The 24,302-nt window shown below is 71.5% G+C and carries 25 protein-coding genes and 1 pseudogene; 11 read left to right on the forward strand and 15 right to left on the reverse strand.

Annotation, left to right across the window (positions count from 1 at the left end):
- The first annotated feature begins 133 nt into the window (after window positions 1-133).
- Window positions 134-943 (forward strand): TerD family protein, encoded by an 810-nt coding sequence (locus ABT095_RS09830; protein ID WP_502884846.1) that lies wholly within the window; start codon window positions 134-136, stop codon window positions 941-943.
- Window positions 944-946: 3 nt separating this feature from the next.
- Here the strand turns inward: ABT095_RS09830 and ABT095_RS09835 are convergent, their stop codons facing one another.
- On the reverse strand, window positions 947-1,672 hold the full coding sequence (locus tag ABT095_RS09835) for a TerD family protein (protein WP_350528813.1): 726 nt from the start codon (window positions 1,670-1,672) through the stop codon (window positions 947-949).
- A gap of 197 nt (window positions 1,673-1,869) precedes the next feature.
- Between ABT095_RS09835 and ABT095_RS09840 the strand changes: the two genes are divergently transcribed.
- Window positions 1,870-2,919 carry a DUF2637 domain-containing protein gene (locus tag ABT095_RS09840; protein WP_350528814.1) on the forward strand — a complete coding sequence of 350 codons (1,050 nt, stop codon included), beginning with the start codon at window positions 1,870-1,872 and terminating at the stop codon, window positions 2,917-2,919.
- Window positions 2,920-2,990: 71 nt separating this feature from the next.
- Here ABT095_RS09840 and ABT095_RS09845 read toward each other — a convergent pair whose 3' ends face one another.
- The 5 genes from ABT095_RS09845 to ABT095_RS09865 all read right to left on the reverse strand — a co-directional run bounded on the left by ABT095_RS09845 (window position 2,991) and on the right by ABT095_RS09865 (window position 6,762).
- Window positions 2,991-4,067 (reverse strand): DUF475 domain-containing protein, encoded by a 1,077-nt coding sequence (locus tag ABT095_RS09845; protein WP_350528815.1) that lies wholly within the window; start codon window positions 4,065-4,067, stop codon window positions 2,991-2,993.
- A gap of 41 nt (window positions 4,068-4,108) precedes the next feature.
- Window positions 4,109-4,684, reverse strand: a complete 576-nt coding sequence (locus ABT095_RS09850) for a TerD family protein (protein ID WP_350528816.1) — start codon at window positions 4,682-4,684, stop codon at window positions 4,109-4,111.
- A gap of 230 nt (window positions 4,685-4,914) precedes the next feature.
- On the reverse strand, window positions 4,915-5,490 hold the full coding sequence (locus tag ABT095_RS09855; protein WP_350528817.1) for a TerD family protein: 576 nt from the start codon (window positions 5,488-5,490) through the stop codon (window positions 4,915-4,917).
- Between the two features lie 77 nt (window positions 5,491-5,567).
- Window positions 5,568-6,026 (reverse strand): peroxiredoxin, encoded by a 459-nt coding sequence (locus ABT095_RS09860; protein WP_350528818.1) that lies wholly within the window; start codon window positions 6,024-6,026, stop codon window positions 5,568-5,570.
- Between the two features lie 298 nt (window positions 6,027-6,324).
- Window positions 6,325-6,762, reverse strand: a complete 438-nt coding sequence (locus tag ABT095_RS09865) for a DUF3052 domain-containing protein (RefSeq protein WP_350528819.1) — start codon at window positions 6,760-6,762, stop codon at window positions 6,325-6,327.
- A gap of 490 nt (window positions 6,763-7,252) precedes the next feature.
- Between ABT095_RS09865 and aceE the strand changes: the two genes are divergently transcribed.
- Window positions 7,253-10,003, forward strand: coding sequence for a pyruvate dehydrogenase (acetyl-transferring), homodimeric type (aceE, locus tag ABT095_RS09870; RefSeq protein WP_350528820.1), 2,751 nt, complete (start codon window positions 7,253-7,255; stop codon window positions 10,001-10,003).
- Between the two features lie 45 nt (window positions 10,004-10,048).
- On the opposite strand, the gene ABT095_RS09875 is transcribed toward aceE, so the two are convergent.
- Both ABT095_RS09875 and ABT095_RS09880 read right to left on the reverse strand, forming a co-directional pair.
- Entirely contained in the window at window positions 10,049-11,671 is a 1,623-nt protein-coding gene (locus ABT095_RS09875; protein ID WP_350528821.1) for a serine/threonine-protein kinase, read from the reverse strand.
- Window positions 11,668-12,291 (reverse strand): TetR/AcrR family transcriptional regulator, encoded by a 624-nt coding sequence (locus ABT095_RS09880; RefSeq protein WP_350528822.1) that lies wholly within the window; start codon window positions 12,289-12,291, stop codon window positions 11,668-11,670. Before ABT095_RS09880 ends, ABT095_RS09875 begins: the two co-directional genes overlap by 4 nt.
- Window positions 12,292-12,347: 56 nt before the next feature.
- Between ABT095_RS09880 and ABT095_RS09885 the strand changes: the two genes are divergently transcribed.
- Together ABT095_RS09885 and ABT095_RS09890 are read left to right on the forward strand one after the other, a co-directional pair.
- The gene (locus ABT095_RS09885) at window positions 12,348-13,214 is read left to right on the forward strand and encodes an alpha/beta fold hydrolase (protein WP_350528823.1); all 867 of its coding nucleotides are present in this window, start codon (window positions 12,348-12,350) and stop codon (window positions 13,212-13,214) included.
- A gap of 78 nt (window positions 13,215-13,292) precedes the next feature.
- Window positions 13,293-13,835 (forward strand): dihydrofolate reductase family protein, encoded by a 543-nt coding sequence (locus ABT095_RS09890; protein WP_350528824.1) that lies wholly within the window; start codon window positions 13,293-13,295, stop codon window positions 13,833-13,835.
- On the opposite strand, the gene ABT095_RS09895 is transcribed toward ABT095_RS09890, so the two are convergent.
- Both ABT095_RS09895 and ABT095_RS09900 read right to left on the reverse strand, forming a co-directional pair.
- Window positions 13,819-14,229: a carboxymuconolactone decarboxylase family protein gene (locus ABT095_RS09895; protein ID WP_350528825.1), complete on the reverse strand. Its 411-nt coding sequence runs from the start codon at window positions 14,227-14,229 to the stop codon at window positions 13,819-13,821. The genes ABT095_RS09890 and ABT095_RS09895 overlap by 17 nt on opposite strands.
- A complete protein-coding gene (locus tag ABT095_RS09900; protein ID WP_350528826.1) occupies window positions 14,226-14,891 on the reverse strand; it encodes a class II aldolase/adducin family protein in 666 nt (221 codons plus the stop codon). Before ABT095_RS09900 ends, ABT095_RS09895 begins: the two co-directional genes overlap by 4 nt.
- A gap of 125 nt (window positions 14,892-15,016) precedes the next feature.
- Between ABT095_RS09900 and ABT095_RS09905 the strand changes: the two genes are divergently transcribed.
- Window positions 15,017-15,394 (forward strand): MerR family transcriptional regulator, encoded by a 378-nt coding sequence (locus ABT095_RS09905; RefSeq protein ID WP_350528827.1) that lies wholly within the window; start codon window positions 15,017-15,019, stop codon window positions 15,392-15,394.
- On the opposite strand, the gene sigJ is transcribed toward ABT095_RS09905, so the two are convergent.
- On the reverse strand, window positions 15,342-16,232 hold the full coding sequence (gene sigJ / locus ABT095_RS09910; protein ID WP_350528828.1) for an RNA polymerase sigma factor SigJ: 891 nt from the start codon (window positions 16,230-16,232) through the stop codon (window positions 15,342-15,344). The genes ABT095_RS09905 and sigJ overlap by 53 nt on opposite strands.
- A 75-nt stretch (window positions 16,233-16,307) precedes the next feature.
- Here sigJ and ABT095_RS09915 point away from each other — a divergent pair, with 75 nt between their 5' ends.
- On the forward strand, window positions 16,308-16,700 hold the full coding sequence (locus tag ABT095_RS09915) for a hypothetical protein (RefSeq protein WP_350528829.1): 393 nt from the start codon (window positions 16,308-16,310) through the stop codon (window positions 16,698-16,700).
- Window positions 16,701-16,760: 60 nt separating this feature from the next.
- On the opposite strand, the gene ABT095_RS09920 is transcribed toward ABT095_RS09915, so the two are convergent.
- Window positions 16,761-17,252: a YcxB family protein gene (locus ABT095_RS09920; protein ID WP_350528830.1), complete on the reverse strand. Its 492-nt coding sequence runs from the start codon at window positions 17,250-17,252 to the stop codon at window positions 16,761-16,763.
- A 226-nt stretch (window positions 17,253-17,478) separates the two neighbouring features.
- Here ABT095_RS09920 and ABT095_RS09925 point away from each other — a divergent pair.
- A pseudogene (locus ABT095_RS09925) lies at window positions 17,479-18,456 on the forward strand (translation factor GTPase family protein); the annotation flags it as partial.
- Window positions 18,457-18,849: 393 nt separating this feature from the next.
- Here the strand turns inward: ABT095_RS09925 and ABT095_RS09930 are convergent.
- Window positions 18,850-20,445 (reverse strand): MFS transporter, encoded by a 1,596-nt coding sequence (locus tag ABT095_RS09930; RefSeq protein ID WP_350528831.1) that lies wholly within the window; start codon window positions 20,443-20,445, stop codon window positions 18,850-18,852.
- Between the two features lie 205 nt (window positions 20,446-20,650).
- Here ABT095_RS09930 and ABT095_RS09935 point away from each other — a divergent pair, with 205 nt between their 5' ends.
- Window positions 20,651-21,340: a TetR/AcrR family transcriptional regulator gene (locus tag ABT095_RS09935; protein ID WP_350528832.1), complete on the forward strand. Its 690-nt coding sequence runs from the start codon at window positions 20,651-20,653 to the stop codon at window positions 21,338-21,340.
- Between the two features lie 31 nt (window positions 21,341-21,371).
- On the opposite strand, the gene ABT095_RS09940 is transcribed toward ABT095_RS09935, so the two are convergent.
- Window positions 21,372-21,821, reverse strand: a complete 450-nt coding sequence (locus ABT095_RS09940) for a hypothetical protein (protein WP_350528833.1) — start codon at window positions 21,819-21,821, stop codon at window positions 21,372-21,374.
- Between the two features lie 137 nt (window positions 21,822-21,958).
- Here ABT095_RS09940 and ABT095_RS09945 point away from each other — a divergent pair, with 137 nt between their 5' ends.
- Both ABT095_RS09945 and ABT095_RS09950 read left to right on the forward strand, forming a co-directional pair.
- Window positions 21,959-23,236, forward strand: a complete 1,278-nt coding sequence (locus ABT095_RS09945) for a sensor histidine kinase (RefSeq protein ID WP_350528834.1) — start codon at window positions 21,959-21,961, stop codon at window positions 23,234-23,236.
- Window positions 23,233-23,898, forward strand: coding sequence for a response regulator (locus tag ABT095_RS09950; protein ID WP_350528835.1), 666 nt, complete (start codon window positions 23,233-23,235; stop codon window positions 23,896-23,898). The genes ABT095_RS09945 and ABT095_RS09950 overlap by 4 nt, the downstream gene beginning before the upstream one ends.
- Here ABT095_RS09950 and ABT095_RS09955 read toward each other — a convergent pair.
- The gene (locus tag ABT095_RS09955) at window positions 23,882-24,193 is read right to left on the reverse strand and encodes a hypothetical protein (RefSeq protein WP_350528836.1); all 312 of its coding nucleotides are present in this window, start codon (window positions 24,191-24,193) and stop codon (window positions 23,882-23,884) included. The two genes, ABT095_RS09950 and ABT095_RS09955, sit on opposite strands and share 17 nt — an antisense overlap.
- Between the last annotated feature and the right edge of the window lie 109 nt (window positions 24,194-24,302).

The raw sequence follows: 24,302 nt of genomic DNA on the forward strand, positions 1-24,302 counted from the left end.
ATCGAGGCCGGTGCGCTGCCCGGGCTGCTGCCCGGCGGGCGCCCGGTGACGGCCGCCGCCGCCCGCGCTCCCCCGCCCGGCGCGGCACCCAGGCCAGCCGGGCCTCGACCGGCTGCCCCCCGAGGTGGACCGGGTGGTGCTGGCGGCCTCGGCCGAGGGCGGCTCCTTCCCGGCCGTGGCCGGGCTGCGCCTGCTGCTGCACGAGGCCACCGCGGGCCCGGGCGCGGCCCCGGTCGCCGAGTTCGCCGTGACGGACGCGGGCGAGGTCACCGCCCTGGTCGCCGCCGAGCTCTACCGCCGCGACGGCGGCTGGAAGCTGCGCGCCGTCGGCCAGGGCTACGCGAGCGGCCTCAGCGGCCTGGCCACCGACTTCGGCATCACCGTGGACGACGCGGACTGCCCCGGCGCCGCCGCCGAGACGCTCCAGCCCCAGGACCGGCCGCAGGGCCAGTCCCAGGACCAGCCGCAGGACCAGATCCAGGACCAGCCCGAGGCGCAGCAGCCCGAAGCAGCACAGACCCAGGACGAGCCCGAGGCGCAGCAGCCCCGGAACGAAGAGCCCGAGAGCTACGCCCTGGCCGCTCCCCAGCCCGTCCCGACCGCCACCGCGGCCCCGACGCCCCCCACCCTGCCCGCGCAGCCCGTGGCACCGCCCCCGCCGCCGACGTACGCCCCTCACCAGCCTGCCTACGCCCAGCCGCAGCCGGCCTACACCCACCCCGGCTACCAGCAGCCCGCCCCGACGGCCTACGGCCACCCTCAGCCGACCTACACCCAGCCGGCCTACACCCACCCCGGCTACCAGCAGCCCCAGCCCGCCTACGGCTACCCGCCACAGCCGGCCCCGCAGCCGATCACACAGCCGGTGCAGCCGCCCGTGCCGCACCCCGCCCAGCCCCAGGTCGCACTCCCCCCGCAGGGCCCCCAGTTCCAGCCCCGCTGACCCCTACTCCCCGCCCTTGTAACCCCGCTGCCACTGCATGCCGAAGCCGTACAACCGGTCCAGGTCCGACTGGAATCCGTGCACGTACCGCACCTCGCGACGGACCGTCAGCTGCCCGTCCCCGGTGTTCTCGATCAGCACCACCGCGCAGGAGCGCGCGGTGGCGGCCCGCTCGTCGAGGCTGATCTCCAGCCGCGGGCCGCTCTGCGGCACGATGGTGACGGTCGCGTGGGTGCGGTCGAAGGCGGGCGTGTCGTCGTAGATGTAGACGAAGATCAACAGCCGCTTGAACTGGTCCTTCTTCTCCAGGTTGATGTACATCGTCTCGCCGGAGGGAGCGCCGTACTGGTCGTCCCCGCTGAGCTTGATGTACGGCGGGCGCTGGAGGTCGCCGAAGAGCTGGCCGAGCGGCTGCACCACGCCCCGGGTGCCGTCGGTGAGTTCGTACATGCAGGCCAGGTCGAGGTCGACGTTGACCTGCTGGGACTGGTAGGAGGTCGGCTCCATCGGCCGCAGGATGCGCGGGTCGAAGAGCTTGCGCAGCGCGCTGCCCCGGGCCGGCTCGGCGGTGCGGGTGGTCCAGTGCAGGTTCACGTACAGGTAGCCGGTGGTGGCGGCGGGGCCCGTGATCGCGTGCTGCGGCTGGGACTTGGTGAGCGTGATCTTGTGCTGCCCGCCGGTGTCGAAGGTGTTCCGGTCCCCCTTCAGGAACTCCCAGACCGAGACCATCGTGCCTCCCCATTTCCGCGCCCACCCGAGCCGGGCATCCGGCCGCTGACCTGTCCGGACCGGCAGCCCGTCAGATCTCCGACAGTCACGGAAAGCGGACCCAGTGTCAACTCCCGTACGATGCCGTTCCCTCGGATGCGATATGGTCCCAGCCGCACAGGTGTACCTTCCCGCCGAAAGCCGAGGCTCGACCCCCGATGAACCTCTCTTCCATACAGCTGGTCTGGGCCGTAGTCGGTGGCTCCGCCCTGCTGTTCGTCGCCGTGATGGTGGCGCTGCTGCGTGTCAAGAACAACGGCCAGAACGACGACTCCAGTGACTCCTGGGAGCGGAGCGAGGAGCGCCGCCGCCGTAAGGAGATGGTCTACGGCATCGCGTCCTACGTGCTGCTGTTCTGCTGCGCCGGCGTCGCGGCCGCCCTCTCCTTCCACGGCCTGGTCGGCTTCGGCACCGAGAACCTCGGGCTCTCGGGCGGCTGGGAGTACCTGGTGCCGTTCGGTCTCGACGGCGCCGCGATGTTCTGCTCCGTCCTCGCCGTCCGCGAGGCCAGCCACGGTGACGCCGCGCTCGGCTCGCGCCTGCTGGTCTGGGTGTTCGCCATCGCCTCGGCCTGGTTCAACTGGGTGCACGCCCCGCGCGGCGGCTCGCACGACGGCGCCCCGCAGTTCTTCTCCGGCATGTCGATCTCGGCGGCCATCCTGTTCGACCGCGCGTTGAAGCAGACCCGCCGCGCCGCGTTGCGCGAGCAGGGCCTGATCCCGCGCCCGCTCCCGCAGATCCGCATCGTGCGCTGGATCCGCGCCCCCCGCGAGACTTTCGCCGCCTGGTCCCTGATGCTGCTGGAGAACGTCCGCAGCCTGGACGAAGCCGTCGAGGAGGTGCGCGAGGAGCGCCAGGCCAAGCAGGACGCCAAGCTCCGCGCCCGCAACGCCGACCGCCGCGAGCGCGCCGAGCTGAAGGCCATCTCGCGTCAGACCGGTGTGCTGGCCCGTGCCCGCGGGGGCCGCCAGGTGCCCGCCCTCACCGCCGGCGGCGGAGACGGCCAGCCCGCTACGGAGCCTGCCCTAGCCGCCGAGGTAGCCACCTCCACCCGCGAGAGCTACGACCGGACCGCTCTCGAGCCGGCCTACCTGAGCAAGCCCCGCAGCAGCACCATCGACCTGACGGCCGATGACGACACCCTGGCGATGCCCAAGCTCGACTCCCTGGAGCGCAAGCTGCGCGCGATCGAGCAGCAGCTCGGCTGAGCCGAGAGCTGAGCCCGGAAACGACGGAGGGGCGTACGGAACCGAGTTCCGTACGCCCCTCCGTGCTTCGACTAGGACGCTTCTTCGAGCTCCTGCTCCCGCTTGTTGCGGATCATCGAGGAGACCAGCGCCGCGCCGATGAAGGCGACCCCGATCAGACCGGTGACGATCTCCGGGATGTGGTGCTTGATCGAGACCAGCAGGATCAGCGCCAGCGCACCGATCGCGTAGTGCGCGCCGTGCTCCAGGTAGACGTAGTCGTCCAGGGTGCCCTTGCGGACCAGGTAGACGGTCAGCGAGCGGATGTACATCGCGCCGATGCCCAGGCCCAGGGTGATCTGGAAGATGTCCTGCGAGATGGCGAAGGCGCCGACGACCCCGTCGAAGGAGAACGAGGCGTCCAGGACCTCGAGGTAGAGGAACAGGAAGAACGCGGCCTTGCCCGCCGCCAGCACGAGCGGCTTGCCCTTGCGCTCGGCCTCCTCCTCCGCCTCCTCCTCGGCCTCCAGGCCGGACTCGAAGACGCCCGAGAGCCCGTTGACCGCCAAGTAGGTGGCCAGGCCCAGCAGACCGGCGAGCAGCACCGTCTCGGCCTTGCCCTCGGCGAACAGGTTGGCCGACACGGCCAGCACCACCAGGGCGATCACCGAGGAGAGCGCGTCCAGCTTGCCGATCTTCTCCAGCGGCTTCTCCAGCCAGCTGAGCCAGTTGAACTCCTTCTCCTCCAGCACGAAGTCGAGGAAGATCATCAGCAGGAAGATGCCGCCGAAGGCCGCGATGGCCGGGTTGGCCGCCTGCAGGAAGTCACCGTAGTTGCTGCCGTTGTAGGTCTTGCTGGAGTCCAGCGCCAGGTCGATCACGGTGGCCGGGTTCAGATGGGCCGTCAGGGCCACCACGGCGAGCGGGAAGACCAGCCGCATACCGAAGACGGCGATGAGCACGCCCACGGTGAGGAAGATCTTCTGCCAGAACGGGTTCATCCGCTTCAGGACGGTGGCGTTGACGACCGCATTGTCGAACGACAGGGAGATCTCGAGGATCGAGAGGATCAGCACCACGCCGAATCCTTCGGCCCCCCAGATCAGGCCGGCCGCGATGAGGCCGACGATCGTGATGGCGAAGGACCATCCGAATGTACGGAGGAACACGGAGTCAGTTACCTTTCACATTCATGTACTTGACAAGGGGTTTACTGTACGTTCACCCCGAAATCGAGGGCAATTCCCCGCAGCCCGGAGGCATAGCCCTGGCCGACCGCGCGGAACTTCCATTCACCCTGGTAGCGGTAGAGCTCGCCGAAGATCATCGCCGTCTCGCCGGAGGCGTCCTCGGTGAGGTCGTAGCGGGCGATCTCCTGCTCGGTGAGCGCGTCCACCACCCGGATGTACGCGTTGCCGACCTGCCCGAAGTTCTGCAGCCGGGCGTCTGCGTCGTAGATCGAGACCGCGAAGACGACCTTGTCGGCCTGCACCGGGACGAGATCGAGGTTGACCAGCACGACCTCGTCGTCCCCCTCGCCGTCACCGGTGAGGTTGTCGCCCTGGTGCTCGACCGAGCCCTCGGGGCTCTTCAGGTTGTTGTAGAAGACGAAGTACTCGTCGCCCATCACCTTCCCGCCGCTGCACAGCAGTGCACTGGCGTCGAGGTCGAAGGGGGCACCGGTGGTCGACCGGGCGTCCCAACCCAGCCCGATCCGAACCTGGGTGAGGTTCGGCGCGGCCTTGGTCAGCGAGACGTTCCCGCCCTTCGCGAGCGTGACACTCATGGTTGTACGTCCTCCGTTCCCCCGTAGCCGGGGATGTAATAACCCAATGTGTATGCCCCCACGACCCCCAGCGGGCGCTTACCGCCCCGCTGAACTTGCTGAACTCCGCCCGTGTCGGCGGGGCGAAGCGGCAGGTGGGGGGCCGTGGGCATGCAGAGGGCCGGGGCCCGGGAAGATGGTCTTCCCCGGCCCCGGCCCCAGACCAAGCGTCAGACGTTGACGACCGAGCGTCAGACGTTGACCCCGAAGTCCTGCGCGATCCCGCGCAGACCCGAGGCGTAGCCCTGCCCGATGGCGCGGAACTTCCATTCCGCGCCGTTGCGGTAGAGCTCGCCGAAGACCATGGCCGTCTCGGTGGAGGCGTCCTCGGAGAGGTCGTAGCGGGCGATCTCCTGGTTGTTGGCCTGGTTCACCACGCGGATGAAAGCGTTGCGGACCTGGCCGAAGTTCTGGTTCCGGGCCTCGGCGTCGTAGATCGAGACCGGGAAGACGATCTTCGCCACGTCGGCCGGCACGGCGGCCAGGTTGACCTTGATCGCCTCGTCGTCGCCCTCGCCCTCACCGGTGAGGTTGTCCCCGGTGTGCTCGACCGAGCCGTCCGGGCTCTTGAGGTTGTTGAAGAAGACGAAGTTCCCGTCCGAGCCGACCTTGCCGCCCTCGTTGCAGAGCAGTGCGCTCGCGTCGAGGTCGAAGTCGGTGCCGGTGGTGGTCCGCACGTCCCAGCCGAGGCCGACGACCACGGCGGTGAGCCCGGGCGCCTCCTTGGTGAGCGAGACGTTGCCACCCTTGCTCAGGCTGACTCCCACTGGTCCTCCAAATGCCGCTGGTGTCCTGTCAACGGCCCGATCGTAGGGCAGGGTTCCCCGGAACGGAGGGCAGGCGCTCAGAGAGCCGCGAGGGCGGTCAGGTACTCCTCGACGTCCCGGGCGTCCGGGAGGCCGTTGACCACCGACCAGCGCACCACCCCGGCCTTGTCGATCACGAAGCTGCCCCGCACCGCGCAGCCCTTCGTCTCGTCGAACACGCCGTAGGCGCGGGCCGCCGCGCCGTGCGGCCAGAAGTCGGAGAGCAGCGGGAACCCCAGGCCCTCCTGCTCGGCGAAGACCCGCAGCGTGAAGGGCGAGTCGCAGGAGAGCGCCAGCAGCTGGACCGAGTCGTTCTGCAGGCCCGGCAGCGCCCGCTGGAGCGCGCCGACCTCACCGGTGCAGACGCCGGTGAAGGCGTACGGATAGAAGACCAGCAGGACGTGCTGCTCCCCCGCGAAGTCGGAGAGCCGGACCAGCTCGCCGTGCTGGGTCTTCAGCTCGAAGTCCGGAGCCTGGGTGCCGACCTCGATCGCCATAGGGGGTGGAGCCTTCCTACGCAGGTGCCGCGGCCCTTGCCGCTAGGGGCATCCTCGCATCAGTTCCGGCCGAATCCGCCGAACGGGTGAGGCGGGCCCGCGTGGCGGAGAGGCAAGCCCGCGTGGCGCCCCGATTCGCCGTGAGTGAACGCGGCCTCCGGAATGAACATTCATTCCAGGCCTGGCGGGCGGAGACGACCGGAGACGACCCCGGAATGAACATTCATTCCGGCCGAAGACGGCCGAGCCCCGCCGGAGCAGGCTCCGGCGGGGCTCGGCCGACAGGCTCTTCGAGCGCTCAGCGCTTGCCGGTCTTGGCGGCCTTCGGGGAGGCCAGGCGGGTGCCGGCCCAGTCCTTGGCCACGGCCACCGAGCTGGTCTGCGAGAGACCGGCCGTCTGGGCGGCCTCGGCGATCTCGTGCGCCTCGACGTGCCCGTCACGGCCCGTCTTGGGGGTCAGCAGCCAGATCAGGCCGCCGTCGGCCAGGTAGTCCAGGGCGTCGACGAGGGCATCGGTGAGATCCCCGTCCTCCTCGCGGTGCCACAGCAGGACGCCGTCTGCGACGTCGTCGTAGTCCTCGTCGACGAGTTCGGTGCCGGTGACGTCCTCGACGCCCTCACGCAGCTCCTGGTCACAGTCTTCGTCGTACCCGAGCTCCTGGATGACCTGCCCGGCGGTGAAGCCGAGACGGTGCGCCGGGTTGGACTTGTCCGCGGGGTCCGCGGTCGCGCTCACGGGAATAACCTCCAGTATTCGGCTCGGCATCATGCCGAGGCTTGGCCGTAGTCCACACGGGAGTGGCGGTTCGCGCAAGTACCCGCTCCCCGATCCCACCCAAAGGTTGACGCCACAGGGCCGGACACGCCGAGTGGTGTGCCGTGAATCACACCGATTTGCCCTTTTCTGTATGCCTCCGTGATGCTGCGGATGCCGACCTGTGGCCCGACCGTGGCGGACCGGACAGCTGACCGATATGCGAACGCCATTCGGGGGCTGCACCCTCGCGGGCGTAGAGTCTCCTGTTGGCCCTCACCTCGACCGGCCGCCATCGGCTGGTCGAGCGCCTGAACAACCTCAGGTAAAGGTCGGACCACCTCCTTGTAGTACCCGGTTTTGCAGCACCCGGTGCGGTTACCGATCGGTAGAGATGACGGATCTCCGAGCAGCGGTAGACGATGGAGGCGGCGCGACACACCTCAGTTACGACCGACAGTGAAGGAACAGCGTGGCTTCCGGATCAGATCGCAACCCGATCATCATTGGCGGCCTTCCGAGTCAGGTCCCGGACTTCGATCCCGAGGAGACCGCGGAATGGCTGGAGTCGCTCGACGCGGCCATTGACGAGCGGGGGCGCGAGCGCGCCCGTTACCTGATGCTCCGCCTGATCGAGCGCGCCCGCGAGAAGCGTGTCGCCGTGCCCGAGATGCGCAGCACGGACTACGTCAACACCATCGCCACCAAGGACGAGCCGTTCTTCCCCGGCAACGAGGAGATCGAGCGCAAGGTCCTGAACGCGACCCGCTGGAACGCGGCCGTGATGGTCTCCCGGGCGCAGCGCCCGGGCATCGGCGTCGGCGGGCACATCGCCACCTTCGCCTCCTCCGCGTCCCTGTACGACGTGGGCTTCAACTACTTCTTCCGGGGCAAGGACGCGGACGGCGAGTCCGGCGACCAGATCTTCTTCCAGGGCCACGCCTCCCCCGGCATCTACGCCCGCGCCTTCCTCCTGGACCGGCTCTCCGAGCAGCAGCTCGACGCCTTCCGGCAGGAGAAGTCCAAGGCGCCGTACGGCCTCTCCAGCTACCCGCACCCGCGGCTGATGCCGGACTTCTGGGAGTTCCCCACCGTCTCGATGGGCCTCGGCCCGCTCGGTGCGATCTACCAGGCCCGGATGAACCGGTACCTGGAGCACCGCGGCATCAAGGACACCTCCCAGTCGCACGTCTACGCCTTCCTCGGCGACGGCGAGATGGACGAGCCCGAGTCGCTCGGCCAGCTCTCCCTGGCCGCCCGTGAGGGCCTGGACAACCTGACCTTCGTCGTCAACTGCAACCTGCAGCGCCTCGACGGCCCGGTCCGCGGCAACGGCAAGATCATCCAGGAGCTGGAGTCGCAGTTCCGCGGCGCCGGCTGGAACGTCATCAAGCTCATCTGGGACCGCAGCTGGGACCCGCTGCTCGCCCAGGACCGCGACGGCGTGCTGGTGAACAAGATGAACACCACCGTCGACGGCCAGTTCCAGACGTACGCCACCGAGACCGGCGCGTACATCCGCGAGCACTTCTTCGGCGGCGACCTGCGCCTGCGCGCCATGGTCGAGAACATGACCGACAAGCAGATCCAGCACCTGGGCCGCGGCGGTCACGACCACGCCAAGGTGTACGCGGCCTTCAAGGCGGCGCGCGAGCACGTCGGCCAGCCGACCGTGATCCTCGCCCAGACCGTCAAGGGCTGGACGCTGGGCCCCAACTTCGAGGGCCGCAACGCGACGCACCAGATGAAGAAGCTGACGGTCGAGGACCTCAAGCGCTTCCGCGACCGCCTGCACCTGCCGATCACGGACAAGCAGCTCGACGAGGGCTACCCGCCCTACTACCACCCGGGCAAGGACTCCGAAGAGATCCAGTACATGCACGACCGCCGGCGCGAGCTGGGCGGTTACGTGCCCACCCGCAAGGTGCGGCCGCGCCAGCTGGAGCTCCCGGGCGACGACGCGTACAAGGCCGTCAAGAAGGGCTCGGGCAACCAGACCATCGCCACCACCATGGCGTTCGTCCGGGTGCTCAAGGACCTCATGCGGGACAAGGGCATCGGCAACCGCTTCGTGCCGATCGCGCCCGACGAGTACCGCACCTTCGGCATGGACTCGCTCTTCCCCTCGGCGAAGATCTACAACCCGCTGGGCCAGACCTACGAGTCGGTCGACCGCGACCTGCTCCTGGCCTACAAGGAGTCGCCGACCGGCCAGATGCTGCACGACGGCATCTCCGAGGCCGGCTGCACCGCCTCGCTGATCGCCGCCGGTTCGTCCTACGCGACGCACGGCGAGCCGCTGATCCCGGTCTACGTCTTCTACTCGATGTTCGGGTTCCAGCGCACCGGTGACCAGTTCTGGCAGATGGCCGACCAGCTGGCCCGCGGCTTCGTGATCGGCGCCACCGCCGGCCGCACCACCCTGACCGGTGAGGGCCTGCAGCACGCCGACGGCCACTCGCTGCTGCTCGCCTCGACCAACCCGGGCGTCGTCGCGTACGACCCCGCGTACGGCTTCGAGATCGCGCACATCATGCAGGACGGTCTGCGCCGCATGTACGGCTCCTCCGCCGAGCACCCGCACGGCGAGGACGTCTTCTACTACATGACGGTCTACAACGAGCCGATCAAGATGCCGGCCGAGCCCGAGAACGTGGACGTCGAGGGCATCCTCAAGGGCATCCACCGGTACGCCCCGGCGACCGCCGGCCAGATCCCGGCCCAGATCCTCGCCTCCGGCGTGGCGGTGCCGTGGGCCCTGGAGGCCCAGCGCATCCTCGCCGAGGAGTGGAACGTCAAGGCCGACGTCTGGTCCGCGACCTCCTGGAACGAGCTGCGCCGCGACGCCGTCGAGGCGGAGGAGTTCAACCTCCTGCACCCCGAGGAGCCGCAGCGCGTCCCGTACGTGACGCAGAAGCTGACCGGCGCCGAGGGCCCGTTCGTGGCCGTCTCCGACTGGATGCGGGCCGTGCCGGACCAGATCTCGCGCTGGGTGCCGGGCCAGTACCAGTCGCTCGGTGCCGACGGGTTCGGCTTCGCCGACACCCGTGGTGCGGCGCGCCGCTTCTTCCACATCGACGCGCAGTCGGTGGTGCTCGGCGTGCTCACCGAGCTCGCCAAGCAGGGCAAGATCGACCGCCACGCGCTGAAGGAGGCCGTCGACCGCTACCAGCTCCTGGACGTGGCCGCGGCCGACCCGGGTGCGGCGGGCGGCGACGCCTGAGCTGCCCCGAAATGACCGAAGGGCCCGGCACGCCGGGCCCTTCGGTCATTTCGGGGCGAAGTTGTCCAGGACGGTGGCGAAGGTCTGCTGGCCCTGGGTCCAGTCGGCGGCGGGGACGCTCAGGTAGACGGCGTACTCGGTGCCGTTCCCGGCGATGTAGGCCTCGTCGGCGGCGACGCGGGGGCCGCGCTGGGTGTCCGTCCAACTGAACTCCCAGAGGGCGGCGGCGCGGCCCTGGTAGGTGTTCGGGTCGAGCACCAGGCGGGTGTAGTCGGGCAGGGTGCCGACGGTCTGTTCCAGCTGCTGGAAGTGCGCGAGCGAGCTCTGGGCGGCCGCCGGGGTGAGGCCGAACCGCAGCAGGTGCGTACCGCCGTCCGGCGAGTAGTCGATCTGGCCGCTCGCCTCGCTGCGCGTCCAGCCCTGCGGTACGGCCACCCGGAACCCGGCCGGGTCGTCCACCCAGCGGTAGCCGGCGGGGGCGGCCTGGACGGTGGGCTGCACGGGGGCCTGCGGCAGCTGGACGGTCTGGGTCACCTGCACGGTGGCGGTGGGTGCGGGGGTGGGGGTGGGTGCCGGGGTCGGCGTGGGGCTGGGCGTCGGTGTCGGCGTCGGGCTCGGTTGGACGGTGACCGTGGCGGCGGCCGTCGGCTGCTTGGCGGAGCTGCCGCTGTTGACCACCGCGAAGGCGACACCGCCGACCAGCAGGGCGGCCAGGGCCGCCGCGGCGGCGATCAGGCCGGTCCGCCGGCGCCGGGGTGGTGCGGGCGGGGGTGCCGACGGCGGGGCGGGGAGCGGGTACTCGGTCGGTGGCGTGGCGGCCCGTTCGGTGACGGGGTGCAGGGCCGTGCCGGAGGTGCGGGCGGCGGAGACGGCGAGCAGGTCCTGGTGGGCCTCGGTGGCGGTGGGGCGTTCGGCCGGATCCTTGCGGAGCAGGGCCTCGAGGACGGGGGTGAGGGCGCCCGCGTGGCGGGGCGGGGGCAGGGGGTCGGTGATCACGGCCTGCAGGGTGCTCAGGGTGGTGGTGCGGTGGAACGGCGAGTCGCCCTCGACCGCCGCGTACAGCGTGGCGCCCAGCGACCAGAGGTCGGACTCCGGGCCGGGGCGGTGGCCCATCGCCCGCTCGGGGGCGATGTAGTCGGGCGAGCCGACGATGTCCCCGGTGCGGGTCAGCCCGGGCGTGCCCTCCAGCCGGGCGATGCCGAAGTCCGTGAGCACGGCCCGGCCGCCGCGCTCGAGCAGCACGTTGGCCGGTTTCACGTCCCGGTGCAGCACGCCGAGCCGGTGCGCCTCGGCCAGCGCCAGCACCAGCTGGGCGCCGATCCCGGCGGCGTCGCGCGGGAGCAGGGTGCCCTCGGTGGCGATCACCTCGGCGAGCGAGCGGCCGTCGATCCGCTCCATCACGATCCACGGGCGGCCGTCCTGTTCGAGCACGTCGTGGATGGTGATCACGCCGGGGTGCTTGATCCGGGCGGCGGCCCGCGCCTCCTGCTGCATCCGGCTCTGCAGGGCCGGGAGTTCGCTCTCCGGCACCCCCGAGGCGCTCAGCTCCTTCACCGCCACCTCGCGGTCGAGCAGCTCGTCCCGGGCCACCCAGACCGTGCCCATTCCGCCACTGCCGAGCCGCTCCCCCAAGCGATACCGCCCGGCCAGTAACCGCCCGCCGTTCATACCTCAAGTCTCGGCCCGGGCCGGGCGAACAGCTCGTCGAGGTGGTACCCGAGCACGGCCAGCGCCGCCTCCCCGTCCCGCTGGCCGCCGAGCACGCTGGAGCCGAGCCCGTTGACCATGGCCAGCAGCCCGGCGGCGGTCAGCTCCGGATTGCGGCGGGGGTCGGCCTCACCGGCCTCCTGGGCGGCGCGCAGCTGCTTGGCGAGGAAGCCCTCGAGCAGGTCGGGCTGGGCGGTGACGTGCTGCTCGGCCAGCGCCGGGTCGCTGAGCACCAGGGTGTAGTACGCGGCGTAGGTCCGGGTGATCCGGCGGCTCTCCGGGTCGGTCGGCAGGATGCAGGAGAGCACCGCCGTGATCATGGCGCGCGGGGTGGGCGGGTCGCCCGCCGCGCTGATCCAGCTCGCCATCCGGGCCTGCAGCTGGCCGCCGAGCCGGGCCAGGGCGTCCATCAGGAGCCCTTCCTTGGTCGAGAAGTAGTACTGCACGAGCCGCAGCGAGACCCCGGCCTCGGCCGCGACCGCCCGCATGCTCGCCGACTGCAGCCCCTGGGTGTCGGCGATCCGCAGCAGCGCCTCGGCGATCTGCCGCCGGCGCTCCTCATGGTCGACCTGCGCGGCCATCCTGCCGCCTCCTCGCTCTCTGGTACACCCGTATCATGCTGTGATACAGATGTATCATGCGAATCGGCGAATTCAGGAACGACCAGGCCCGGGCCCGTTTCACGGCGGCGTACGAGCGGGCGCTGGCGCAGCTGTGGCCGGGCGGGCACACCGCCCTCGACCTGCCGACCTCCTACGGCACCACCCGGGCGTACCTCTGCGGCCCGGCCCGGGGCGGGCCGATCGTGCTGCTCCCCGGCTCGGGCGGCAACTCCCTGATGTGGCACCGGTACCTGGCCGAGCTGAGCCGCGAGCACCGGGTGATCGCCGTGGACACCGTGGGCGAGCCGGGCGCCAGCGTGCAGCGCGCCCCGATCGCCGACGGCCGGGCGGGCGCGGCCTGGCTGGACGAGCTGCTCACCGCGCTGGACGTGACCGGTGCCCACCTGGTCGGCTGCTCCTACGGCGGCTGGCTGGCCCTCAGCCACCAGCTGCACCACCCCGGCCCCCGGGTGGCCGGTCTCACCCTGGTCGAACCGGCCGGGCTGGCCCCGCTCGACCGCCGCTTCTACGGCTGGGTCGTCGCCGGCGGCCTGGCCGCCCTGGCCCCGCGCGCGCTGCGCCCCCGGCTGGCCCGGCTGGTCGGCAACAGCGCGATCCTGGAGACCGAGCTGATGACCCTGATGCGGGCCTCGACGGGCTTCCGCCGCGCCCTGCCCGTCCCGTCCGCCCTGACCGACGAGGAGCTGAGCGGCCTTCCGGTCCCCGTCCAGGTCCTCCTCGGCGAGCGCAGCGCCCTGCACGACTCGCCCGCCGTGGCCGCCCGCCTCGCCGCCCACTGCCCGGCCGCCCGGACCGAACTGGTCCCCGGCGCCGGCCACGCCCTGCCCACCGACGCCCCGGCCCTGGTCACCGCCCGCATCCTGGCCGCCGTCCGGGCCTGAGGTCCGTCTTCCAGCCCCCGGCTGACAGTGGCGGGCCCCACCATGGAGCTGACGCACCGTCCGCCCGGGGAGAGAAGCATGGCCGAACTGGTACTCAAGATGTCCGTGTCGCTCGACGGTTACGTCGCACCGGCGGACGGCAGCGGCGACTGGATCGCGGCAGGGGGCTCCGCCGACTCGCTCGCCTGGGTGGTGGAGACCGTGCGCAAGGCCGGTGCGCACCTCATGGGTGCCACCACGTACGCGGCGATGGCCGCCTACTGGCCCACCGCCGCCGGGCCGTTCGCCGAGCCGATGAACGAGATCCCCAAGGTGGTGTTCTCCGATTCGCTCAGGACCGCCGGGTGGGGCGGGACGACCATCGTCGGCGGGGGCCTCGCGGAGGCCGTCACCCGGCTCAAGCAGGAGCACACCGGCGGGTACCTGCTCGCCCACGGCGGGGCCCGGCTGGCCAGGGCCCTGGTCGCCACCGGGCTGATCGACGAGTACCGGCTGATCGTCCACCCGGTCGTCCTCGGCGGCGGTGAGCGGCTCTTCGAGGCCCCGCTCACCCTCACGCCGAGCAGCACCACCGCCTTCAGCGGCGGCGCCGTCGCCCACGTCTTCACGGCGCAGCGCTGAACCCTTCGGCACTCCGAAGGAGTTCCGCGACGATCTCGATGCCGAGCGCGTAGGCCGGGGTGCCCGAGGTGATCAGGGCTGTCTCGGCCACCCCGGCCAGCTCGGCGAGCTCCGCGCCCGCGTGCAGGGCGCCGATGGCGTGGATCCGGGCCGGGCCCGGGCGGCCGAGGGCCAGCAACTGGCCGAAGTGGACGAGCTGTTGGACTCGGGCGCCGAGCGGGCTGTCGGTCAGCACGATGTGCCGCAGCGCCATGAAGGCCTCCTCCGTGTGGAGCCGGCCGAGCGCCTGGGCCACCTGCAGCCGCTCCTCCGCGCCGTGCGGGACGGCGCCCAGGGTCTCGCGGTAGCGGTCCCGGAGGGTTTCGGCGCGCGCGGTGTTCTCGTCGTGGGTCATCGGGCGGCCCGGGCCATCGACGCGCGGACCGCTTCCAGGGCGCCGTCGGGGAAGTCCACGGCCCCGCCGAGCGCCTTCGCCGCGATCTCCGCCTCGGCGCTCTCCTCGATCGCCGTCACGAGCAGGGCGGCGGCCGCGGCGTCCGGGCCGAAGACCAGCAGGCCGTGGTTGGCGAGCAGCACCGCGGACGTGGTCGGGCGCTGCTCCAGCACCTCGGCGACGCCCCGGACCGAGACGTCCGACCCGCGCGGCCCCCAGGGCACCACCGGCACCTCCTCGGCCTGCCCGAAGCGGAGCATCGGCTCGGTGCGGCACGGTAGCGGCCGGTGGGCCACCGCGAAGGCCGTCGCGGCCGGCGAGTGGGTGTGGATCACCGCTCCCACCTGCGGGCGGGCGCGGTAGACGGCGGCGTGCATCGCGATGATCTCGGCTCCGGCGGCGCGCAGTTCGCCGTCCAGGACCTCCCCCTCGAGGCTGAGGGTCGCCAACTGCTCGGGCCGCAGGTCGCGCACCCACCCCGGGGAGAGCAGGAACCGCCCGGTGTCGAGCCGCACGCTCAGGTTGGCGTGGCCGGAGTGCGACATCACCCCGGCGACGAAGAGCTGCCGTGCCGCCTCCACGAGTTGGTCGGCCAGATCCTTCGGTTCAACTGTGCCTGCCATCGCAGCACCTCCAAGTCTCCTGGTCGGCGGCCCTGTTGCGCCGCCGTCCCGCTGACCGCAAGCCTCCGACTTGAACTATGGTTCAAGTCAAGCGACGGCACAGGGCCAGGAGGAACGAAGTGCTGATGACGATCGGTCGACTGGCCGAACTGACCGGGGTGCCCGCCTCCGCGATCCGGTACTGGGAGCGCCACGGCCTGCTGCCGGCGCCCGAACGCCACAGCGGCCAACGCCGCTACCCGGCGGAGGCCGCCGGGCGGATCGTCCTGCTCCGCAAGTGCCAGCAGGCCGGGCTCACCCTCGCCCAGATCCGGGAGTTCCAGGAGGACCAGCCCCGGCGAGCCGCGATGATCCGCACCAAACTCGCCGAGATCGAGCAACTGCGCACCGACCTCGACCACGCCCACCAGCTCCTGGAGCACGCCCTGCGGTGCAGCCGGCAGGACATCGTCACCTGCCCCACCTTCCAGGCACAGATGGCTGGTTGGCGGACCACACCCTGAGCTTCTCCGGGTTGCGGACCACCCAGATCCGGCTGATCCGGCCCTCTCCCGTCAGGTCGAAAGCGGCCACCGTCAGCACCACGCCGTCCCGGCAGGCGACCAAGCCCGGGCGGCCGTTGACCGTACGCTCCAGAAGCTCCAGCCCCGGCGCCCGGTCGACCACGGCAACCATGTACTGCGCGATGAGCGCGCCGCCCTCGACCGGGCGCAGCGCCGCGCCCGCCAGCCCGCCGCCGTCGGCGGTCAGGACGGCGGCGGGGTCGAGCAGCCCGACCAGGGCCGCGATGTTCTTCGCCTCCCAGGCCTGCTTGAGCCCGCGCACTGCCTCCGTCTGCCCGGCCGCCGGGGCGGCGGGGGCGGGCACCCGACGGCGGGCGCTGGAGGCCAGTTGCTTGCAGGCCGCCGGGGTGCGGCCGAGCACGGCGGCGATCTCGGCGAAGGGGTAACGGAAGACGTCGTGCAGGACGAAGGCCACCCGCTCGGCGGGCGTCATCGCTTCCAGCACGACCAGGAAGGCCATGCTCACCGACTCGTCCAGCACCACCTGGTCGGCCAGATCGGCCGGTTCGGGCAGCGGCTCGGGCAGCCACGCGCCGACGTACCGCTCCCGGCGGGCCCGGGCCGAGCCGAGCACATCCAGGCAGATCCGCCCGGTCACCGTGGTCAGCCACGCCCCCGGGGCCGCGATCTCCGCCCGCCGCGGGGCCGCCAGCGCGTACCAGCGGGCGTACGCCTCCTGTACGGCGTCCTCGGCCTCGGTCAGCGAACCGAGCAGCCGGTAGGCGATGTTGATCAGCTGCCCCCGCTCACCGGCCACCTCGTCGGCCCTCGCCCCCATCGCCCCCGCCTTACCTTTCGCAGCCCCGTGTCGTCGGGTCGGTGAGACCTTACCGACCGACCGAAAGGCCCCGACATGAGCGCCCGTTTCCTGCAGTTCGCCATAGCCCTGCAGACCCTGACCATCTTCCTGCAGGCCGTCTCCGCCGGACTGCTGCTCACCGCCTCGTACGGCGAGACGCTGCACGGCATCGGCGCCCGGGTGATGTACGGCGCGTCGATGCTGTACGTCCTGGCGGCGGTGCTGGCCTGGAAGCCGGGCGGCGGCCCGGCCCGCCCGGTGTGGCAGGCCGTCGGCTTCCTGGCCCTCGCCTCGGTCCAGGTCGTCCTCGGTGTCGCGCACGTCCCCGCCGTCCATCTCCCGCTGGGCGTCGCGATGTTCGGCCTGAGCATGCTCGCGCTGGCCGACCGTACGACGCGCCGCCTCGCTTCTGCGGGTTCGGACCCCAGCCCGCGGCGTTCCGCCTGACTGTTCCCCGAACCGGGCCGGGCCGGGCCGGGCCGGGCCGGGCCGCCGACTGTGCCGCGGTCACGAGAACGGGAGGTACCAGGGGCGCTTGAGCGGCGGCAGCCGGTCGGCGAAGAAGGCCGACACCTGGGCGAGTTGCGCCTCGTCGAAGGCGTGCTGGGGGAGGAAGGAGACGGCTCTGTTGGTCTGCTGCAGGTACCAGAAGCCGGACCGGGAGGTCACCTGGCGGTACGCGCTCCACGTGACCTCGGCCTGGCTGACGGCGGTGCTGAGGCCGTAGTTCTGCTCGGTGATCCGTACGGTCCAGGGCTCGGCGAGCAGCGGAGCGCTCTTCCTGGTGGCCTGGCGGACGACGGCGAGCTCGGTGTAGGCCAGGAGCCCGGGGCCGAAGGCCATCCACCAGAGATTCGGCTCCGCATCGACGACGAGCTTGAGCAGACTCATCAGCAGGAACAGGACCCCGAATGCCGACAGTGTGCGGGCAGCAGGGCTGTTGCGTATCGCTCTGCGGAAGTCGGTCTCGGTCAGCCCGAACGTGGTGGTGATGTCCATGTGGAGTCGTTGATCTCTCTCGGTGTCGCGGTCGGCGTCGAAAAGTCGCGCGGCCCCGTGCTGTCGACGTACGGTCTGGGGTCGCGCAGGCTGCCCGGCGCGCCTCCGGGCCGGCACATGATCCGCCAAGATCCCACGCTCGGTGCGGGACCGTCCAACCGGTTCTCGGGGCTGGCCGTTCCGTCCGCGCGGCCGAAGGTGACGGCCCGGCCGTCCACTCCTGGCGGGCGCCGGCGCTATCGTCGCCGTCATGGGTCCGAACAACACGTTCAACGGTGGGACGCGGTCCGACCGCATACAGCCGGTGGTTCTGGAGCCCGTGGGCAACTCCGCTCCGGTTCTCCAGGTCACCGTCGAACCCCGGTCGAAGGCCGACCAGGAACGGCTCGGCGTCGCGCTCGCACACCTTTCCAAGGAGGAGGCCTCCTTCCGGGTCCACACGGACGAGGAGACGTGCCAGACCTTCATCGGCGGCATGAGCGAACAGCACCTCGAGGTCCTTGTCGGCCGCCTGGAGCGCGAGTTCCAGGTCGGGGCCAACGTCGGCAGGCCGCAGGTCGCCTACCGCGAGACCATCCGCAGGGCCGTCGAGTGCGTCGAGTACACCCACCGCAAGCAGACCGGCTGCGCCGATCAGTACGCCCGGGTGCGGATCGGCATCGAGCCGACCGCCCTTGACGGCGCCCGGTACGAGTTCACGAGCCTCGCCGGTGGTGGAATTCCGGCGGAGTACGTCCCTTCGGTCGACGCCGGCTGCCAGAACACGATGCAGGTCGGCGTCATCGCCGGTTGTGAGGTGATCGGCGTGCGCGTCACGCTGCTCGGCGGCCTCTTCCACGAGGTCCACTCCTCCGAAGTCGCCTGCCGGGAAGCCGGATCAAGGGCTCTCCGGGAGGCCGTGCGCCAGGCCGACCCGGTACTCGTCGAGCCGGTGATGGCCGTGGAGGTCAGCACACCCGAGGACTGTTTGGGGGACGTCATCGCCGACCTAGGCTCCCGCCGCGGCGAGGTCCAGGCGCGGGAGGAGTACGCCGCTGGCCGGGTCGTGAAGGCCCTGGTGCCCGTGTCCGGGCTGCTCGGCTACACCGGCGACCTCGCGGGCAGGACGGCGGGGCGGGCGAGCTGGACGATGCGCTTTCACTCCTATGCCGAAGTACCGCACGATGTCGCCGAGCAGCTGGTCGCAGACGCGGAGAGGAAGTAGCCGCGGGCCTGGTGGACGTGCGCGTAGGTCGCCCCCGCCTACGGGCTGATCTGCGGGAGACACCCTCGCCCGCAGGGTTGAGGATGCCGTCAGGGCGTGCCGGCAGCCCCGGGTGCGCGACCGTGGTGGGGCTGGTGAGCGGGTCCCAGGCTGAGGCAAGGGGAGTGGCCGTGGGGGACGAACGGCTTGATGCTGAGTGGCTTCGTCATGCAGGAGTGCGACCGGAGGGGCGTACCCCCTCCGGCCGCACTCCTGGCTGTGCGGACAGTGACGCTCCGCTCCTGTTGCCGCAGCCGTTGGCGGGGAGTGCTCAGGCAGCAGCAACGGACAGATCCAAAGCACCCACATGACCCGGCACGGGACCGGACGGCGCGTCAGTAGTGGCGGGAGGCGTCAGATGTGGACGGCCGGGCCCGCGTCCGTCGTCCCGCGCTTGGTGAGCAGGCCGAGCACCGCCGCCGCGAAGGCGACGACCGCGGCCACGGCGAAGGCCATCGACATGCCGCTCACGAAGGAGTGGTGGATCGCGGTGGAGAGGCCCTCGGAGACGGCGGCCGGGGTGCCCGGGGGAAGCGGCGGGGTGAGGCCGAGCTGGGCGGCCTGCTTGAGGCCCTCGCCCTGCGGGCCGGGCGGCAGGGCCTGGCCGACGGCGGTGAGGTTGCCGGGCAGCACCGAACTGACCTTGGAAGCCATCACGGCGCCGAGCACGGCGGTGCCCAGGCTGCCGCCGACCTGCATCGCGGCCTGCTGCAGCCCGCCCGCGACGCCGGACAGCTCCAGCGGCGCGTTGCCGACGATGACCTCGGTGGCGCCGACCATGACCGGGCTGATGCCCAGGCCCATCAGCACGAACCAGAGCGACATCACGCCGGTGCCCGAGTCGGTGTCCAGGGTGGACATCCCGTACATCGCGGTGGTGGTGAGCAGCATGCCGACCACGATCGGGATCCGCGGGCCGACCTTGCCGATCGCCGCACCGGCGGCCGGGGCGCCGATGATCATCATGCCGGTCATCGGCAGCAGGTGGACGCCGGCCTGGACGGGCGTCATGGCGTGCACGTTCTGCAGGTAGAAGGTGACGAAGAAGATCGCGCCGAAGAAGGCGAAGGCCATCAGGACCATCAGCAGGGTGCCCGCCGAGAGCGGCACCGAGCGGAACAGGCTGAGCGGGATGAGCGGCTCCTTCGCCTTCGTCTGCCAGAACGCGAAGGCGATCAGCGCGAGGATCGCGCCGCCGAGGAAGAGCAGGGTGCTGGCGTCTCCCCAGCCCCAGGTCGGGGCCTTGATGATGCCCCAGACCAGCATGAACATCGCGGCCGAGAGCAGCAGGATGCCCGGGATGTCGAAGGACTTCGCGGCGTTCTCGGCCCGGACGTCGCGCAGGATCCACAGGCCCAGCGCCAGGGCGATCAGGCCGACCGGGATGTTGATGAAGAAGACCGACTGCCAGCTGACGTGCTCGACCAGCAGGCCGCCGACGATGGGCCCGGCGGCGGTGGAGGCGCCGATGACGCCGGCCCAGATGCCGATCGCCATGTTCAGCTTCTCGACCGGGAAGGCCCCGCGCAGCAGACCGAGCGCGGCGGGCTGCAGCAGCGCGCCGAACAGGCCCTGCAGCACCCGGAAGGCGATCACGGTCTGGATGTTGGTGGCGAAGCCGATCGCCGCCGAGGTGGCGGCGAAGCCCGCCGCGCCGACCAGGAAGGTGCTCTTGTGGCCGAACCGGTCACCGATCTTGCCTGCCGTGATCAGGAAGACCGCGAGCGCGAGCAGGTAGCCGCTGGTGACCCACTGGATGTCGGCGGGCGAGGCCTTGAGGTCGGTCTGGATGACCGGGTTGGCGATGGCGACGACGGTGCCGTCGAGGGCGACCATCATGACGCCGACGGCGACGGTGAGCAGCGTCAGCCAGGGGTGTCCCTTGAGGCTGCTGCCCCCGGCGGGCCCGGCCGGGGCCGGGGCCTTGCGGGCTTGGACGGACTGACTCATGGCTGGGGCCCTCCGGGAGTACAGGACTGGGGAGTGGCGCCCCGGCCCACCCGTCCCCACGAGTCGTCCGGCCGGACGGGCGCCACTCTCGAAGGACAATATGTCAGTGCCTGACATTCGGCAAACACTGTCTTCTGCTAATGGCTGACATATGTCAGAACGCTAGAGTTGACCACGACACACCCACGTCGGAAGGCCCCTCGCCATGACCGCGCGGCTCACGGACCCCGTCCACCCCGGCGCCGTTCTCGGCCCTGCCCTCGGCCTGCGCGAACGCAAGAAGCGCCGCACCCGGGACGCCCTGGTCGAGGCCGCCCACCAGCTCTTCCTGGTCCAGGGCTACGCGCACACCACCGTGGACGAGATCGCCGCCGCCGTGGACGTCTCGCAGCGCACCTTCTTCCGCTACTTCGCCAACAAGGACGAGGTCGCACTCGCCGTCCTCGCCGAGGCCGAGGACCACTTCATCGCGCACCTGCGGGCCCGCCCCGCCGCCGAGACCCCGATCCAGGCGCTGCGCAACGCCATCGTGCTGACCTGGCGCGAGCTGGGCGCCGCCCCCGAAGGCGGCGCGAGCACCATCACCACGGCGCTCGAGCTCATCCAGCTGATCGAGACCACCCCGACCCTGCTCGCCGCCCACCTGCGCCGCATCACCGAGCAGGAGCTGGTCGTCACCGGCATCCTGGCCGAGCGCGAGGGCCTCGACCCGGCCGAGGACCTGCGCCCCCGCGTGATGGCCGCCGTCTTCAGCGGCGTCCTGCGCAGCGCCCACCTCTCCTGGAGCGCCGAGGCCGACACCGCCGGCACCGGCGGGCCCGAGTCGATGATCCAGCTGATCGAACGCCACTTCGACCAGCTCGGCCCGGCCCTGACCGGCCGCTGGCGCGGCTGAGGCCGGTCCGGCGCGATCGGCCGGACAGGCCTCAGCCGTACGGGTTCAGGGCCCAGAAGCGGACGGTGGAGCTACGGCGGTCGAACCACAGCTTGACGGCCGGGCCGCTGCCGTCCCGGTCGAGGTAGGGCGAGCGGATCCACTGCGGGTCCTTCGGGCCCTGGCCCTTGAGCGGCTGCTCGAACCAGGAGGTGAACTCCGCCGGTGGCCGGGCGGCCTCGAAGGGGTGCGCCGCCGTCAGCCGGTCGAGACCGCCGGGGGCCAGCCGGGCCAGGCCCGAGATCACCAACTCCGGTGCGGGGACGCCGCGGTCGTCGTCCCGGCTGCTCACCCAGCGGGCCTCGGTCAGCGGGCCGATCAGCGGGAACGCCCGCTCCAGCGGCGCGCTGTCGGTGTGCCAGCCCCCGCCGGGGTCGTTCACCACCTGGCGCAGCGCCCACCAGGCGGGCAGCACCGCCAGCCCGGCCCCGATCCCGATCACCTTCCGCCGCTCCACCGCGACCACCCCCTGCCTCGATTCGCGGCCACCGACGTCGCCGTGCCGTGCTACCCAGGTATGACCCGGGTTGCTACCCCGGTGGCACGACGCGGGCCGCCCCGCCTCCTAGGCTGGCCCCCATGACAGCCCCGCAGACGTTTCGAGCCCTGCTGGGCGCCCTGCTCCGCCCGTCCGCCGACCAGTCGGTGCTGCTCTCGGCGAGCACCCGCCGCTGGCTGCGGCTGCTGCCGTACGTGCTGGGGGTCGCCGCCACCGCCGCGCTGCTGCCCACCGGTGTCCTGGTGCTCGGCAACGACTACCACCTGGCCCCCGCGCTCGCGGGCGGCCTGGCCGTCGGGCAGGCCGTGCCGCTGCTGCTCTCGGTGAGCCGCCCGCTGCCGGCCTGGTGGATCGTCGGCACCGCCGACCTGCTCACCGGTGTCCTGACCGCCGTCCAGGACGACGCGCCGGACGCGGGGTGGCCCTGGTCGGTGCCCGGCATCATCGGCTACACCCTGCTGATGGTGCCGCTGGCCCTGCGGGAGAGCCGCCGCACGCTGTTCGCCGTCTGGCTGGCCACCGCCGCCGGCTGCCTGGGGCTGCCCCTGTTCTTCGACGGCCTGCACTACCGCTCCAACAACAGCCTGCTGGTGCTCGCCCTCTCCGCCGTGACCCTGCTGATCGTCGGCAGCCTGCGCGAACGGGCCGAGGCGCAGCGGCTGTTGAGCGCCCAGGAGGCGATCAGCGAGACCGAGCGGGCGCAGCGCACCCTGCTCGAGGAACGGGCCCGGATCGCCCGTGAGCTGCACGACGTGGTGGCCCACCACATGTCGGTGATCACCGTGCAGGCCGACAGCGCGCCGTACCGGCTGACCGGCCTGCCGCCGGAGGCCGTCGAGGAGTTCGGCTCGATCGCCGCCGCCGCCCGGGGTTCGCTCACCGAGATGCGGCGCCTGCTCGGGGTGCTGCGCAGCGCTTCCGAAACCTCGGAGAAGCTGCCGCAGCCGGGCCTGGGCGATCTGCCGGGGCTGGTCGAGACGGTGGCCCAGGCGGGCGTGCGGGCCGAGCTGACCGTCACCCCCGAGGTCGAGGCGCTGGGCGAACTCCCGCCCGCCGTGGGCCTGTCCACCTACCGGATCGTGCAGGAGGCGCTGGCCAACGTGGTGCGGCACGCGCCCGGCGCGCAGACCTGGGTGTCGCTGGCCGCCGAGGACGAGACACTGCGGATCACCGTGGTCAACGCCGCCGGTACGGACGGCCCGGCGGTCGAGACCGGTGGCACCGGGCACGGGCTGACGGGGATGCGTGAACGCGTCCGCCTGCTGGGTGGCAGGCTGGACACCGGCCCGCTCCCGGAAGGCGGCTTCCGGGTCGCGGCCGTCCTGCCGATCGAACACCCCGGGGAGCCCACCGCATGACCATCCGCGTACTGATCGTCGACGACCAGGCCATGGTCCGGGCCGGCTTCGCCGCGCTGCTCGCCGCCCAGAGCGACATCGACGTGGTCGGGGACGCCGCAGACGGCGCCCAGGCCCTGGAGGCCAGCGGGCGCACCCACCCGGATGTGGTCCTGATGGACGTCCGGATGCCGGTGATGGACGGCCTGGAGGCCGCCCGCCGCCTGCTCGACCCGGCCGCGGCGCGCCGCCCCAAGGTGCTGATGCTCACCACCTTCGACGTGGACGACTACGTATACGAGGCGCTGCGCGCCGGGGCCAGCGGCTTCCTCCTCAAGGACGCCCCGCCCGCCGACCTGATCGCCGCCGTCCGCGTGGTCGCCGCCGGCGAGGCGCTGCTCGCGCCCTCCGTCACCCGCCGCCTGATCGAGGACTTCGCCCGCACCCGCCCCGCCCCGCGCCGCGACGCCCTGCGCCTCAACGGCCTCACCCCGCGCGAGACCGAAGTCCTCGAACTCATCGCCCGGGGCCTGTCCAACCAGCAGATCGCCGAACGGCTCGTCCTCGCCGAACAGACCGTCAAGACCCACATCGGCCGCATCCTCGCCAAGCTCGACCTGCGCGACCGCGCCCAGGCCGTGGTGCTGGCCTACGAATCCGGCCTGGTCACGCCTGGTCAGTGAGGTGCTCGCCGCCGGTGTCGAAGTACGCGTCGAGGTACTGCTCAGGCTCCAGCCCGCTGTCCCGGAGCAGTGAGAACACCTCGGCGCCCTGACCCGGGGTGTCGTACAGGTGGTAGGACTGGGCGAGTTCCAGGTACCTGAAGCCGTTGTCGGCCGCGTACGTCAGCGCCTCCGCCTCCGCGAGGGCGATCGCCTCCTCGGCCGAGGCGGCCTGCCAGAGCGTGATCCGCTCCTCGTAGGTCCGCCCCTCCCAGGACGTCCACTCGAACACGCACCGGACGGCGTACCAGTCCACGTCCCGCTCCCCTCGCCTCGCCTCGCGCCATTCGATCACGCCCGCGAACTGACGGCCCGTCCGTCATACCCGGGTACTACCTCCGACTTGGCCCTCCGGTCTGACGCCC

It is taken from the genome of Kitasatospora sp. NPDC002227 (assembly GCF_040296285.1).
In the GTDB taxonomy this organism is placed as follows: domain Bacteria; phylum Actinomycetota; class Actinomycetes; order Streptomycetales; family Streptomycetaceae; genus Kitasatospora.